Consider the following 14,767-nt stretch of genomic DNA (forward strand, 5'->3'; position numbering starts at 1 on the left):
TTCTAAATTTATCCTGAACAAGAGTAATGAACTCAAACAAAGCGACATTGATTGGTCTTACGGCAGTTTTCTTATGGAGTCTCATTGTTGCTCTCATCAAAGAAGTCAGTCATTACTTTGGACCGATCGGAGGAGCTGCGTTAATCTATTCATGCGCCTCGATTATTCTATTGCTTTCATTTGGCTGGACACATCTGAAAGAATTCCCCCTTAAATATCTGATTTGGGGAAGCCTGCTTTTTGTGGCTTATGAAATTTGTCTTGCCCTGTCTATTGGCTATTCAAGCAATAATAGACAAGCTATAGAAATCGGAATGGTGAATTATCTGTGGCCGACAGCCACGATTCTGTTTTCAATTATTTTTAACAGGCAGAAAACCAATTTTCTTATCTTTCCCGGGATATGTTTATCTGTGGCAGGGATCTGTCTGGTGCTTGGTGGTGAAGCTGGATTTAGCTTTAAAACAATGCTGTCCAATATACAGACCAATCCACTGAGTTATGGACTGGCTTTAACCGGTGTCTTTCTATGGGCTGCCTATTGTACCCTGACTGCTCGTGCTGCCAATGGTAAAAATGGTATTACCTTATTCTTTATTTCGGTGTCGATTGTACTATGGACCCAATGGATTTTCTCTGCTGAGCCCATACCGAATTTCGAATTGAATTCCAGCATTTATCTGGTATTAGCTGCTTTTGCAATGGGCATTGGCTATGGGGCATGGAATATCGGAATTATGCATGGAAATGTGACTGTATTGGCAACAGCTTCATACTTTATCCCGGTTTTTTCTTCTGTGGTTTCAGCATTGATTTTGAGCACACAATTAACCTTCAGCTTCTGGAAAGGTGCATTGATGGTGTGTTTTGGTTCACTGCTTTGCTGGATGGCGACTAAAGCAAAATCATAGAACCGAAAAAGCCAACCAATGCAAAGCCTAACTTTTAATCAAATAAAAATGCCATTTTTAAAGCGTCTTTAGAGCCTTTGTGAACCGTATAGGTAGAATTCACCCCCTACCGTTTTAGGCACCCCATTTCATAAGTAGTACCCAAATCAATGAAGGACTGATTAAAGCTTGTATCCAATAAATGAACAAATTGCAGTTCATCCTTGGCTTCAGCCAGATGCAGATTTTGTTCGGAAAAGTGCTTAAGCTGTTTTAGACCTTTAGAATATTCACATGTTTTAGCAATCATAATTGCTGGATGCTCGCGACGATCCACCGACACATTGAGTGCAGCCTGTTTCACTTCTAATGCATCATAATGCTGCTTAACTTGAGATTTAAATTCCGCTGAACTCAATGGCTTTGCCCATATAGTTGCTGACAATCCTACAAGTCCAATCACCAACATTAACTTCTTCATCTTGTCCCCAATATGCAAATATAGTTATTTATCTAAGTTATTGAATATTTATAACATAAAATCTCAAGCAATAAAAAAGCCAGAATAAATCTGGCTTTTTCTTTTCTCCTATTATTTAGCGATGGGTATGGATTGACATCACAATACCCATACCGGCGAGCAAAGAAATCACAGCGGTTCCGCCATAACTCATCAGTGGTAATGGGTCGCCTGTCACTGGAAGGATACCACTCACCATGCCTGAGTTCAGGAATACGAAAAAGAAAAAGGTTAGACCTGTAGCACCCGCATATAGACGGCCAAAGTTATGAAAGCTGTTCATTCCGATCATCAAGCAACGAATAATAATAGCGGTAAACAGACTAAATAATAAAAATACACCGATAAAGCCAAATTCTTCGGCATAAGTCGACATAATAAAGTCAGTATGATGCTCTGGCAGATAACCCAGATGTGACTGTGTCCCTTGCGAATAACCTTTGCCAGTCATTCCTCCAGAACCAATGGCGATTTTAGACTGGATAATATTCCAGCCTGCACCGAGTGCATCTGATTCAGGATCAAATAGCGTCAGGACACGTTTTTTCTGATATTCCTGTAACAGGAACATCCACATTAATGGTGCGACCACAGCTAATGCTGCCATTGCACCGCCAATCAAGCGCCAGGACATACCACTCAAAAATAAAACAAAGATCCCCGGAATCACCAGACCGATATTCAAGTCAGGCTGCAATGCTACAAGCACAAAAGGAATACCCAGTAAAATCAAGGCACCAACAATATGCATAAACTTCGGTGGAAATGGCTTACGCGCGAAGTACCAGGCCATCATCAGTGGCATCGCAAATTTCATCACTTCACTCGGCTGCATACTTCCCACGCCCGGCAAAGTAATCCAGCGTGTTGCTCCGAGTCGCCTTTCCCCAATCACAAAGACCAGCAATAGCATAAAGATCCCGAAGGCATAAAAATACGGGCTGGCGGCTTGATACACTTTTGGCGGAACCTGCGCACAGATAAACATCACCACAAAACCGACACCAAAACTGATCGCCTGACGGATCACCATGCCTGAGTTTTCAGAGGTCGCACTATAAACTACCATCAACCCCAAGGCAGCATTCAGTAACAGGAAGCATAGCAACCACGGGTCCAGATGTAGCTTGGTCCATCTTGAGGAATCGTGTTTTATACTCAATCCATCACGTGCGGATTGTCGTAAAAAACGATACTGCTGTGAAGGTATCATTGTGACAAAAGGTTCAAAACTAACAATGGCGAAATTATAAGTGAAAGCAGCGGAGAATTGATCGCCAGTGCTCTATTTATTATGTATTTCTTCAAATAAATTTAGGCTTGTGCTGCCAGAATCAGACGAGCCAGTTCCAGGTCATCCGGATAGGTAATTTTGAGATTATCAGATCGCCCCTGAACTACACGTACGGTTTCACCTACATGCTCAAGTGCACTGGCTTCATCGGTAATATTGGCACCATCTTGTAATGCCTGTTCGATAGCATATTTTAACCGGCCTAGTTTGGCCATTTGTGGTGTTTGAGCCTGCCAGAGAGTCGAACGGTCTACTGTAGTTTCGATATCCTGACCTTGTACGACGCGCTTTAAGGTATCGCGGACTGGAATTGCCAAAATAGCAGCTTGATCAGTTTCAGTCGCCGTATTGACCAGATCAATCAATGCATTTTGACTGACACATGGACGTGCCGCATCATGTACCAATACCCAATCTTCTTCTGAAGTGATTTCAGTTAGGTAAGCTAAGGCATTGAGGACAGAATTGACCCGCTCTGTACCGCCGGCACAAAAATGGGCTTTATCCTGATTAGAAAATGGCAAGGTTATAGCAACATCATCCTGACTACCGATCGCCAGCACATAACCGGTCAGCGGAAGTTGATTCAGACGTGCAACCGTATGTTCAAGAACAGTACGCTCCTGAATCATTTGATATTGCTTTAGTTCTGTTTTAGAGAATCTGCTACCCGAACCTGCAGCTGGAATGATAGCCCATAATTTATGGTGTGCTTGAATTTTCAGCTGACTCATTGGTACGCAGGTCTACTTTAGAATTTTGATCGAGATAAATCGGTTTATATTGGGTACTGATGGTACTCATCTGCACAAAAGTCTCATGCGGCTTAATTAAACCCAGATCCAGACGTGCATGTTCTTCAATGGCTTGATCACCATTTTTCAGATCATAAACTTCAGCTGCCAGCACACGGTTGCGCTCTTTCAGCTCTTCATTCAGTTCTACTTGTTGTTGTATTTTCTGTGTCAGTGCCTGATGGTCTTGATAGCCACCCTCACCAAACCAGTATAAATATTGAAACCCTGCGATCATAAGGATCGCAAGGCCCAACAGTACTTTACTCATCAAAGAGTCGAATACATTTAACATCAACGATAATCGCTTAGTTCAAACCTTTGAATTCAGCTTTACCGCGATATGCAGCATTAGTCAATTCTTCGATACGAAGTAATTGATTATATTTCGCTACACGGTCAGAACGGCAAAGTGAACCAGTCTTGATTTGACCTGCTGCTGTACCTACTGCAAGATCCGCAATAGTTGAATCTTCAGTTTCACCTGAACGGTGAGAAATTACAGTAGAGTAACCGTTTGCTTTTGCAAGGTAGATTGCATCTAAAGTTTCAGTCAAAGTACCGATCTGGTTGTACTTGATTAGAATAGAGTTACCTACTTTCTCGTTGATACCACGTTGCAGAATCTTAGGATTCGTAACGAACAGGTCATCACCAACCAGCTGGATCTTGTCACCCAGAATCGAAGTCAGGTAAGACCAGCCTTCCCAGTCAGATTCATCCAGACCATCTTCAATCGAGATAATCGGGTACTGATTTACCAGACCTGCAAGGTAGTCAGAGAACTGGTTGCTTGTGAATGCTTTATTGCCTTCACCTGCAAGAATGTACTGACCATCTTTGTAGAATTCTGAAGACGCACAGTCAAGCGCAAGCATGATGTCAGAACCCGCTTTGTAGCCAGTTTTTTCAATTGCTTCAAGAATAACAGTGATCGCTTCTTCGTTTGAACGTAAGTTCGGAGCAAAACCACCTTCATCACCAACAGCAGTATTTAAACCCTGTTTTTTAAGTACTGATTTAAGTGAATGGAAGATTTCAGCGCCAGCGCGAAGTGCTTCAGAGAATGAAGTGAAACCTACAGGCTCAATCATGAACTCTTGAATGTCAACGTTGTTGTCCGCATGTGAACCACCATTCAGGATGTTCATCATTGGAACAGGCATTGTCAGAATGCTGTTGTTACGAAGGTCTGCGATGTATTGGAAAAGTGGGATTTTCTTTTCTTCAGCCGCAGCACGTGCAGCAGCAAGCGAAACTGCCAGAGTTGCGTTTGCACCTAGTTTTTCTTTGTTTTCAGTACCATCTAAAGCGATCATCGTGTTATCGATGTCTTTTTGTTCAAATACTGATTTACCAACCAAAGCTTCACGGATCAAAGTGTTTACGTTGTTAACCGCAGTTTTAACACCTTTACCCAGGTAACGTGCCTTGTCGCCATCACGAAGTTCTAAAGCTTCACGAGAACCAGTTGAAGCACCAGATGGTGCACATGCACGGCCAACTACGCCAGATGCTAAGATAACGTCTGCTTCGATGGTTGGATTACCACGAGAGTCCAAAATTTCACGTGCACGAATGTCAACGATTTGACTCATGAACTATTCCTCAGTTGATTAATAAAAATGATGCGTCAAAAAAGACGCATCAATGTGTATTGAATTAATGTGTATCTAGCTTTGCGAAACCTTTGACCAAGGTATCTAATTCTTTCAGCTGCGCCAGGAAAGGCTCAAGCTGTGACAGGCGCAATGCGCAAGGACCATCGCACTTGGCTTTTTCCGGATCCGGATGTGCTTCCAGGAACAGGCCTGCAAGACCTGTTGCCATACCCGCGCGTGCAAGTGTCGTGATCTGGGCACGACGACCACCAGCAGAGTCAGCACGACCGCCCGGAGTTTGCAGCGCATGGGTAACGTCAAAGAACACCGGGACATTCATCTCTTTCATGATGTCGAAGCCCAGCATGTCTACAACCAGATTGTTATAGCCAAATGCTGAACCACGTTCACAAAGAATCAGTTTGTCATTTCCTGCTTCCAGACACTTGTGCAGAATGTGGCGCATTTCATGTGGAGCAAGGAACTGGGCTTTCTTGATGTTGATAATAGCATCAGTTTTTGCCATTGCTTCAACCAGGCCAGTCTGACGACTTAAGAAAGCTGGCAACTGAATAATGTCGGCAACCTCTGCCACAGGAGCCGCTTGATACGGCTCATGTACATCGGTAATGATCGGCACATTAAAGTGTTTTTTAATGTCCGCTAACCACTCGAGACCTTTTTCCAGACCTGGGCCACGGAAAGAGTTCAAACTTGAACGGTTGGCTTTATCAAAACTTGCCTTGAATACGTATGGGATTCCCAAACGTTTACAGATATCTACATAAGTTTCTGCAATTTCAAAAGCCAAGTCTTTGGACTCGAGTACGTTCATCCCGCCGAATAGTACAAATGGCAAATGATTTGCCATTTGTATATCGCCTAAACATACAATCTCTTGTGGTTTTAACTGCGACATTTAAACTTCCTAGTTGTGTCCTGACACCGATTATTGCGCTTTTTGATGCTTTTTTTTCGCAGCGTCGATAAAGCCAGCAAATAATGGATGACCATCACGTGGTGAACTTGTAAATTCCGGATGGAATTGTACCGCAATAAACCAAGGATGTTCAGGAATTTCAACAGTTTCTACTAAATGTTGTACTGGTGAATAACCAGAAATCTTCATGCCTTTCTCTTCCAGCACTGGGATATAACGGTTGTTCATTTCGTAACGGTGACGGTGACGTTCGATGATTTCATCAGAACCGTACACAGCAGCAGTCTTGGTTCCTGGTACCAGTTCAGACTTCTGTGCACCTAGACGCATTGTACCGCCAAGGTCAGAATCTACAGAACGCTGTTGCACTTCACCACGCTCATCTAACCATTCAGTGATCAGACCAATCAATGGAGATTTGGTTGAACGGTTGAATTCAGTCGAGGTTGCGTCAGCAATACCGGCAACGTTACGTGCATATTCAATTACTGCCAACTGCATACCCAAGCAGATGCCCAGGAACGGTACGCCATTTTCACGGGCGTATTTAATTGCCTGCATCTTGCCTTCAGTACCACGTTCACCGAAACCACCTGGAACCAGGATCGCGTCAGCATCTTTCAGTACTTCGCTTACATCCTGACTTTCAAGCTCTTCAGCATTAACATAGTCGATCTGAACTTTAACGCGATTTTGAATCCCTGCGTGTAAAAGTGCCTCATTCACAGATTTATATGCATCTGGAAGTTCAACGTATTTACCGACCATTGCAACACGCACTGTGTATTCAGGATTCAGTAAAGCTTCTACAACGTTATCCCAATCTGTTAAGTCAGCTTCAGGAAGGTCGTTATAACCAAAACGTTCACAGATTAAATCGTCAACATTTTGTTCATAGAAAGTACGTGGAATCTGATAAATCGTACGCGCATCTTTACACACGACGACTGCACGTGCTTCAACGTTAGTGAACAGTGCAATTTTACGCGTAGTATCTGCATCAACATCGTGTTCAGTACGACAGATCAGAATGTCTGGCTGAATACCAATCGACAGAAGTTCTTTAACAGAATGCTGTGTTGGTTTGGTTTTTAATTCTGCTGCAGACTTAATGTATGGGAGTAACGTTAAGTGCATAAGCATCGTGCGCTTGTGACCAAGTTCAACCATTAACTGACGTACAGATTCCATGAATGGGAGAGATTCAATGTCACCTACTGTACCGCCGATCTCAACGATCGCAACGTCATAACCTTCACCAGCGCGAAGTACACGTTCTTTAATATTATCAGTAATGTGTGGAATAACTTGCACAGTACCACCCAGGTAGTCACCACGGCGTTCTTTATTCAGAACATCCTGGTAAACACGACCTGATGTGAAGTTATTCAGTTTGGTCATTTTCGCACGACGTAAGAAACGTTCGTAGTAACCCAAGTCTAAGTCTGTTTCAGCACCGTCTTCTGTAACAAAAACTTCACCATGTTGGAATGGGCTCATGGTCCCCGGATCGACATTAATGTATGGATCCATTTTTACCATGGTCACTTTTAAACCACGGGCTTCTAAAAGTGCAGCAACAGAAGCAGCTGAAATACCTTTACCTAGTGATGATACAACACCACCAGTAACGAAAATAAAATGGGTCATTGGGTTTCTCGTACAATCGAGCCTAAATAGGCCTGCAATGTTGCGCAATTTTACTTTACCTTGCACCTAGAAAGCAAAGTCAATCCGCATCAATTCAAAGAACAATAAACAATTGACTATTCTAGCAGCATTTCCGATAAAAAATTAGAGTAAGTTCAGATCATTTCTATCTGCTAATTTACTGCTATAATATTGTAATCCCCTCTACATTTACCTATGAAGTAATGATGAATAAGAAACTTTTAATCTGTGGCGCGCTTGCAACCGGACTTTTACTTACTGCATGTGTAAAGAAAGAAGCTCCAAAGGAAGAGGAACAGACTGAAGTTGCTGCAGCATCGGAAGCAACCCCAGTAGAACAGCCGAATTTCGAAACACTGGAACCAGCAGAACAAGATCAGCCTTTAATTGAAGAAATTCCTGAAACAGTTGAAGTGATTCGTGAAGAAACGCCGAATACCACAACTGAAATTCGTCGTGAAACTCGACCTGCTCAAAGTACTCCTGCTACAGCACCGGCAGCATCACAACCTACTCAAGCACCAAACACCCAGGATTCTGAGACTGAATACAAGCCTAAAACCAATTCAGGTGCAGAACAGTCAGAGGATGATGCTGTGGCAGAAGCCATTGCAGCTGCTACGCCAGCACTTGAAAACTGATTATTTTTCAGTTAAAAAACCCAGCTTATGCTGGGTTTTTTAATGCTACGTATTCAGGTTCTGCTTCTTCTATTTCTGCCGCGGCCATAGAAAGCTGCTTCAGATACTGTGCTATAAGACGAGTAGCCCATGATTCAGTTCTGGTTAAGCCCTGATAAAAACCGCAATGACTGCCCCTTTTCGTAGTAACTACAATAATATTCGGCATGGCACGGATACGGTCTTTATATGGATGCAGATTGTTAATATGACAGACTGGGTCGTCTTCTGCATTCAGAATCATCAATGGGATTTTTACATTTTCAAAGACATAAATTGGGTTCGTGGCCTTGGTATAGGTTTCATAGTCTTCATAGCCAGCCAACTGAAAATACAGCTTCTCAAAATCGGCCAGATTTTGAACGGAAAGAATCTGCTCCCAGGAAGGTATATTTTTCCAGGTGTCCTGATAAGGATGAATAAATTTTTTCAGTAATTTTTTAGCCATAACCTTGCTATAAAATGGATGCACATAAGCAAAACCACTTTCAGTGTTATAGCCCGGACACAGTGCAAAAGCTGCTTTGAGTGGGGTTTGCTCACCCTCTTCCCCCAGATAGCGCACCAACAAACCTGTTCCAGCGGAAGAACCTACACCATATAGTTCGGATTGCGGGAATTTATCCTGAATATAAAGTAACTGTTCACGTAAATCTTGAGTGGAGCCAAACAGGTTCATTTTCGGAACAGGCATCGGTAAATTGGCATGACCACGGCGTAAACATAATGCCACTCGCCAACCCGTGTGCAGATGCAGATCTCTGACCAGCTCACCCATTGATTCTGGTGAACCGGTAATGGTATGTAGTAAAACAATCGTTGGCGTATCTACTGGCAGGTCGAGTCCATACCAGGCAATACCAGTGATTCCGCCATCAGACATGTTCAGCTGCTCAATTGCATCATATTTTAGTTTGATAGTTTTCTTTTTGATCAAGTCAAAATACAGAATATGGGCATGCGCATTGCATAGCCACGGTGTAGGACGGTATTTTTGCTTTAATTGTGGTAAATGATCAATCAGGTTCTGAAATACGCCATTTGGGTTGTAATATAAAGTAGGCGTGTCCGCACCAATCACACGGTCCAAATATTCACCTGAAAGCTGAACTACTTTTTTTATCAACATTTTCATTTGTCTTTCCATCCAGTTGTCCTTCAGTGACTTACAAATTTCATGCCGGGTTATATGATGGCTCCTGAATCAGACTAGTTTTGGAAGGCCATCATCCGCTGTCCCATTTGTGCAGCAAGCGCTTCAAGACCTGACTTCGGCCGAATCATCACTTCAAAGTCGATAATTTTGCCTTCATCATTGAACTGAATCATATCGATACCCTTTAATTTCTTATCCCCCACATTGGCAGAAAACTCAAGTACAACATAGTTACCGTCTTCTGAATAGAAAGTACGGTGATACGTAAAGTTCTCGAAGACCTGAATCACATTAGTCAGAATAAAAAAGACTACAGGCTTACCTGAGTATGGATTAAATGCCACTGGTGAACGAAATACTACTTCATCTGCCAGCAGTTCATTCAGAATATTCATGTCACGGCTTTCCAACATTTCGTGCCAGAATGCGAGTGAAGCTTTGGTGGTTTGTAGAGTCATTTTTGGGTCCTTTTTTGTTATTCGTATTTTTTAATTTAGAGCTCCTCCCTGAGCAAGTTTTAAAGCAGTGCTTTAAAATGAAGCGCAAGAAAGGGAGGTTGGAAGGGATTTTTCATATTTTCAATCCCCTTAAATCCCCCTTTTTCAAAGGGGGACTTCCTTAAGCATTTTATTTAAAAGTAGTTCCCTCTCCTTTAAGGAGAGGGTCAGGGAGAGGTAAAGAATTCAATTACCCTCTCCTAAATCCTCTCCCAGAGGGAGAGGACTTGAAAGCTATTAAATCACCGCTGCCAATTCAGCACCTTGACGAATCGCGCGCTTGGCATCCAGTTCACCGGCTTCTTTAGCTCCCCCGATCAGATGCACGCTCTTGCCTGACTGTTTCAGTTCATCAAACATTGCAGTATAAGATTCCTGACCTGCACAGATGATGACATTATCTACTTCAAGCAACGTTGGCTGACCGTTGACTGTAATATGCAAGCCCTGATCATCCACTTTTTCATAGCTGACACCAGGGATCATTTTTACGTGGCGGTGTTTCAGACCTGTACGATGAATCCATCCGGTTGTTTTGCCCAGATCTGCGCCCACGGATTTTGCTTTACGCTGCATCAAGTAAATTTCACGACTTGGCTGTTCTACACTTGGCTGTTTTAAACCACCGACATTGTCATAATCGGTATCGATTCCCCATTCATCATAGAATTTCTGCGGATTGACGCTGCCACTTTCCCCTTCATGGCTTAAATATTCCGCAGTATCAAAACCAATACCGCCTGCACCAATAATGGCAACATGCTGACCCACTGGCTTACGCTCTTTTAGCACATCCAGATAAGACAGCACTTTTGGATGATCAATGCCCGGAATATCCAGCTGACGTGGATTCACCCCAGTCGCTACGACGATTTCATCAAATTCTGAAGACAGCAGCTGCTCAAAAGTCGCTGTATGATTCAGTTTGAGCTGAATACGGGGTTGCAATTCGATCTGGCGTTTAAAGTAACGAATGGTTTCGTAGAATTCTTCTTTGCCCGGAACAGTTTTGGCAATATTAAACTGACCGCCAATCTGATTGGATGCCTCAAAGACAGTGACATGATGACCACGACCTGCAGCATAAATCGCGAAACTTAAACCAGCTGGACCCGCACCAATTACTGCAATATTTTTTGGTGTAGACACTTCTTTGAAAATCAGTTCAGTTTCATAGCAGGCGCGCGGATTGACCAGACAGGTCGCAATTTTCATCGAGAAAATATGATCCAGACAGGCCTGATTACAGCCAATACAGGTATTGATTTCATCACTACGGCCCTGCTCGGCTTTCACGACAAATTCGGCATCCGCCAGCATCGGCCGCGCCATGGAAACCATATCCGCATGACCGGCAGCCAGGACATATTCTGCCATTTCTGGAGTATTGATACGATTTGAGGTAATTAAAGGAACTTTGACTGAACCTTTTAACTTTTCAGTTACCCAGGTAAAAGCTGCACGTGGCACTTTGGTCGCAATGGTTGGAATACGCGCTTCATGCCAGCCAATCCCTGTATTGATAATTGTTGCACCTGCTTTTTCGATTTCCTGTGCCAGCTGAATCACTTCTTCTAGCGTTGAACCACCTTCGACCAGATCCAGCATCGACAGACGATAGATGATAATAAAGTTCTCACCTACGCTTTCACGGGTCCGGCGCACAATTTCAATCGGGAAGCGAATGCGATTTTCATAACTGCCACCCCACTCGTCATCACGATGGTTGGTACGTGCGGCAATAAATTCATTGATCAGATAGCCTTCCGATCCCATGATTTCCACACCGTCATAACCGGCATATTGGGCTAAGCGTGCACAGTTGGCAAAATCATCAATAGTCTGCTGGACTTCACTCGAAGTTAGGGCATGTGGTTTGACCGGATTGATTGGCGCCTGAATCGCAGACGGCGCGACATTTTCAGCCTGATAGGAATAACGTCCGGTATGCAAAATCTGCATGGCGATCTTGCCGCCAGCTTCATGCACTGCTTGAGTAATTACCTTGTGCTTCTCAGCTTCTTCTATCGTATCGAGCTTAGAGCCACCTTGGAAAGTCACACCGTGATCATTTGGCGAAATGCCACCAGTCACAATCAGGGCCACACCCCCTTGGGCACGTTCAGCATAGAATGCCGCCATACGATCATAACCACCCGGGGCTTCCTCCAACCCGACGTGCATAGAACCCATCAGAACCCGGTTTTTTAATGTGGTAAAGCCCAGATCTAATGGGGCAAGTAAATGCGGATACTTTGACATTTCGACTCCTTAGCGTGCCTGTCAGCTGGCTATTTTTTATATCGGCTGATGTGAAATTCACCTCACTCATCAGCTTTTATGCAACTTGTTGCATTAATTTATAGTTCAGAATTGATTTTTATGCAACATGTTGCATAATAATCCCGAGTCATTTTTCTTGAGACGTTTATGTCTTTATCGCATGTTCTATTGACCAGTTTACTGGAAAAACCAAGTACCGGTATTGAGTTAGGACGCCGCTTTGACCGTTCGATGGGCTTTTTCTGGAATGCCACCCATCAGCAGATCTATCGTGAACTGAATGCCATGTTACAAAAAGGCTGGATTTCTACCATAGAAGATGAAGACAGCAGTTCACGTAAAAAGACTTATCAGGTAGAACGTCCAGGACGTGAAGAACTGGCCAACTGGATGCTGGAACAAAGTCCACCGGCTCAACTACGTGAAGAATTGATGGTACGCTTACGTGCTGAAGCCCAAATGGGCAGCAATACTATCTTGCCAGAACTGGAAAGGCATCTAGAGTTGCACCGGGAAAAACTGAATATTTACCGACAGATTTTTGCCAAAGATTTTGCAACAGCTGACGAAAATAACCGCACACTGTATATTCATAAAATGATTCTGCAACTGGGTATCGATCTGGAAGTAGGCTGGATTAGCTGGTTAGAAATCATGATTCCAAAATTAAAACAATTTAATAATGCAGCTGCTGGCTAGCATATAAAAATAAGGACTCAGTCGATGTCATATTACAAAATGCCCGATGGCGAAATGCTTTTTGTACGCGAATATGGACAGGGTCAGCCGGTAGTGGTGTTGTCCGGCCTGGGGATGTTGAGCTGGCAATGGGCAGCTTTCCTCTATCCGCATCGGCATCAGTTCAGATTTATTATTCCGGAGTGGCGCGGTTTTGGGGCTTCCAGTAATTGCAAGATTCCAGATATGAATGCAATTTCCAGTCACTGGCTGGATGTGCAATCGGTAATCCAGCAATTACATCTTGATAAGGTGATGGTGATTGCATATTCCATGGGTGCCACTACGGCCATGCATGGTATGCACTATGCTAATTTCGCCGAGCATATCACTGCTTATCTGCATATTGACCAGACCCCAAAAATCCCGGTAGATGACAGTTGGAGCTATGGCCTGTTTGGTGAACATCATCCGGTATTTATTTCTATTCTGACCCAGATTTCAGAATTACTGGCAACACATCAGAATGTAAAATACATTAAAGATTTGGACAGTAACACTCGCCATCAGATTGCCAAACTTTGGCTGCAGTTTATTGGCTTGCAAAATAACAATAAATACAGCCTGAAAGCCTTTGAATGGATTCTGAATCAGCCACGCCTGCAAAGTCTGCTATTACCATCAAACCGGGTCGACTATATGGCCTGGTATATCAATAATTATCTTTACCATCGAGAAGATTACCGTGCGGCGATTCAGACACTCAAATGCCCGGTGACTTTCCTTAGCGGCTCACAATCCAAACTTTATCCAGTTGAAGGTCAAACCCTGATTGCCCAAAGCATTCCACATGCCAAACAGGTACGTTTTGAAAAATCCGGGCATACTCCACTTTTGACTGAACCGGTAAAATTTAGCAAGGAAATCGCGGCATTCTTAAAAGCCAGTGTTAAACACAGCAATCACGCAGCTTAGAGGAAAAAAGAAACAAAATGAAAAAACTGGTGGTCTTTTCTGGTGCAGGCATGAGTGCTGAAAGCGGAATCAATACCTTCCGCGACAGTGATGGCCTTTGGGAGCAGCATCGCGTAGAAGATGTGGCAACACCAGAAGCATGGCGACGTGATCCTGAACTGGTACAGCGCTTCTATAATGAGCGGCGCAAAAAGATTCTGGCTGCACAACCCAATGCTGCGCATCAACTGATTGCTGAACTGGAGGTTGCTTATGACATACATGTGATTACCCAGAATATTGATGATCTGCATGAACGTGCTGGAAGTTCAAAAGTCATTCACCTGCATGGCAATATCCAGCTGGCAAAAACGTCTGGACCAAAGGCGCAATACACCACCGAGTTTTATCCGATTGATGGAGCTGAACTGGATCTTAATAAACACCTTTGTACGGATGGCTATCCGCTGCGTCCGCATGTCGTGTGGTTTGGCGAAGCTGTACCTGCTTATGCAGAAGCACAGGACTGTGTGCAGGATACTGATATTTTTATTGTGATTGGCACCAGCTTGCAGGTTTATCCGGTTGCTGGCTTGATTCATGAGATTCCATTGAATTGCAGCGCTTACTATATTGATCCTAAAGCCAATCAGCAGCACTTACCTCCTCAGTTTGAGAAAATTGCCATGACTGCTACCCAAGGCATGCAATATCTGAAAGATAAACTGCTTAATTAAGCTAGATAGTCAATAAAAAGACAAAGTCAGCATTGACACATTGCAACAATAATTCTTTAATCACTTTATTGT

The 14,767-nt window shown here is 43.4% G+C and carries 15 protein-coding genes; 5 read left to right on the forward strand and 10 right to left on the reverse strand.

Going from position 1 to position 14,767, the window contains the following annotated elements:
• Positions 1-26: 26 nt before the first annotated feature.
• The gene (gene yddG, locus BK820_RS02645; RefSeq protein ID WP_071320017.1) at positions 27-911 is read left to right on the forward strand and encodes an aromatic amino acid DMT transporter YddG; all 885 of its coding nucleotides are present in this window, start codon (positions 27-29) and stop codon (positions 909-911) included.
• Positions 912-1,017: 106 nt separating this feature from the next.
• On the opposite strand, the gene BK820_RS02650 is transcribed toward yddG, so the two are convergent.
• From BK820_RS02650 to pyrG, 7 genes are all read right to left on the reverse strand, one after another.
• Complete coding sequence (locus BK820_RS02650; protein ID WP_228152954.1) at positions 1,018-1,371, reverse strand: hypothetical protein; 354 nt, start codon at positions 1,369-1,371, stop codon at positions 1,018-1,020.
• A 115-nt stretch (positions 1,372-1,486) separates the two neighbouring features.
• Positions 1,487-2,623, reverse strand: coding sequence for a rod shape-determining protein RodA (gene rodA, locus BK820_RS02655; RefSeq protein WP_004815808.1), 1,137 nt, complete (start codon positions 2,621-2,623; stop codon positions 1,487-1,489).
• A 101-nt stretch (positions 2,624-2,724) separates the two neighbouring features.
• Entirely contained in the window at positions 2,725-3,438 is a 714-nt protein-coding gene (gene ispD, locus BK820_RS02660) for a 2-C-methyl-D-erythritol 4-phosphate cytidylyltransferase (protein ID WP_004815806.1), read from the reverse strand.
• Positions 3,407-3,793, reverse strand: a complete 387-nt coding sequence (locus BK820_RS02665) for a septum formation initiator family protein (RefSeq protein WP_005222368.1) — start codon at positions 3,791-3,793, stop codon at positions 3,407-3,409. Before BK820_RS02665 ends, ispD begins: the two co-directional genes overlap by 32 nt.
• 13 nt (positions 3,794-3,806) lie before the next feature.
• Positions 3,807-5,096 (reverse strand): phosphopyruvate hydratase, encoded by a 1,290-nt coding sequence (eno, locus tag BK820_RS02670; protein ID WP_004893069.1) that lies wholly within the window; start codon positions 5,094-5,096, stop codon positions 3,807-3,809.
• Positions 5,097-5,160: 64 nt separating this feature from the next.
• Entirely contained in the window at positions 5,161-6,018 is an 858-nt protein-coding gene (kdsA, locus tag BK820_RS02675; RefSeq protein WP_071320019.1) for a 3-deoxy-8-phosphooctulonate synthase, read from the reverse strand.
• Positions 6,019-6,048: 30 nt separating this feature from the next.
• A complete protein-coding gene (pyrG, locus tag BK820_RS02680) occupies positions 6,049-7,689 on the reverse strand; it encodes a CTP synthase (RefSeq protein WP_071320020.1) in 1,641 nt (546 codons plus the stop codon).
• Positions 7,690-7,916: 227 nt separating this feature from the next.
• Here pyrG and BK820_RS02685 point away from each other — a divergent pair, with 227 nt between their 5' ends.
• Positions 7,917-8,351 (forward strand): internalin, encoded by a 435-nt coding sequence (locus BK820_RS02685; protein WP_071320021.1) that lies wholly within the window; start codon positions 7,917-7,919, stop codon positions 8,349-8,351.
• A gap of 25 nt (positions 8,352-8,376) precedes the next feature.
• Here BK820_RS02685 and BK820_RS02690 read toward each other — a convergent pair whose 3' ends face one another.
• The 3 genes from BK820_RS02690 to BK820_RS02700 all read right to left on the reverse strand — a co-directional run bounded on the left by BK820_RS02690 (position 8,377) and on the right by BK820_RS02700 (position 12,305).
• Positions 8,377-9,525 carry a YheT family hydrolase gene (locus tag BK820_RS02690; RefSeq protein WP_071320105.1) on the reverse strand — a complete coding sequence of 383 codons (1,149 nt, stop codon included), beginning with the start codon at positions 9,523-9,525 and terminating at the stop codon, positions 8,377-8,379.
• A gap of 74 nt (positions 9,526-9,599) precedes the next feature.
• On the reverse strand, positions 9,600-10,004 hold the full coding sequence (locus BK820_RS02695; RefSeq protein WP_071320022.1) for a nuclear transport factor 2 family protein: 405 nt from the start codon (positions 10,002-10,004) through the stop codon (positions 9,600-9,602).
• Between the two features lie 276 nt (positions 10,005-10,280).
• Positions 10,281-12,305, reverse strand: coding sequence for an NADPH-dependent 2,4-dienoyl-CoA reductase (locus tag BK820_RS02700; RefSeq protein ID WP_071320023.1), 2,025 nt, complete (start codon positions 12,303-12,305; stop codon positions 10,281-10,283).
• Positions 12,306-12,473: 168 nt separating this feature from the next.
• Here BK820_RS02700 and BK820_RS02705 point away from each other — a divergent pair, with 168 nt between their 5' ends.
• Genes BK820_RS02705 through BK820_RS02715 form a run of 3 tightly spaced genes read left to right on the forward strand, consistent with a single transcriptional unit; the run spans position 12,474 to position 14,695 of the window.
• The gene (locus BK820_RS02705; RefSeq protein WP_004815788.1) at positions 12,474-13,025 is read left to right on the forward strand and encodes a PadR family transcriptional regulator; all 552 of its coding nucleotides are present in this window, start codon (positions 12,474-12,476) and stop codon (positions 13,023-13,025) included.
• A 24-nt stretch (positions 13,026-13,049) separates the two neighbouring features.
• Complete coding sequence (locus BK820_RS02710; protein ID WP_071320024.1) at positions 13,050-13,979, forward strand: alpha/beta fold hydrolase; 930 nt, start codon at positions 13,050-13,052, stop codon at positions 13,977-13,979.
• 17 nt (positions 13,980-13,996) lie between these two features.
• Complete coding sequence (locus BK820_RS02715; protein ID WP_071320025.1) at positions 13,997-14,695, forward strand: SIR2 family NAD-dependent protein deacylase; 699 nt, start codon at positions 13,997-13,999, stop codon at positions 14,693-14,695.
• Positions 14,696-14,767: the final 72 nt, after the last annotated feature.

Origin of the sequence: Acinetobacter sp. LCT-H3 (assembly GCF_001866125.1) — a bacterium.
Classification (GTDB): domain Bacteria; phylum Pseudomonadota; class Gammaproteobacteria; order Pseudomonadales; family Moraxellaceae; genus Acinetobacter; species Acinetobacter schindleri.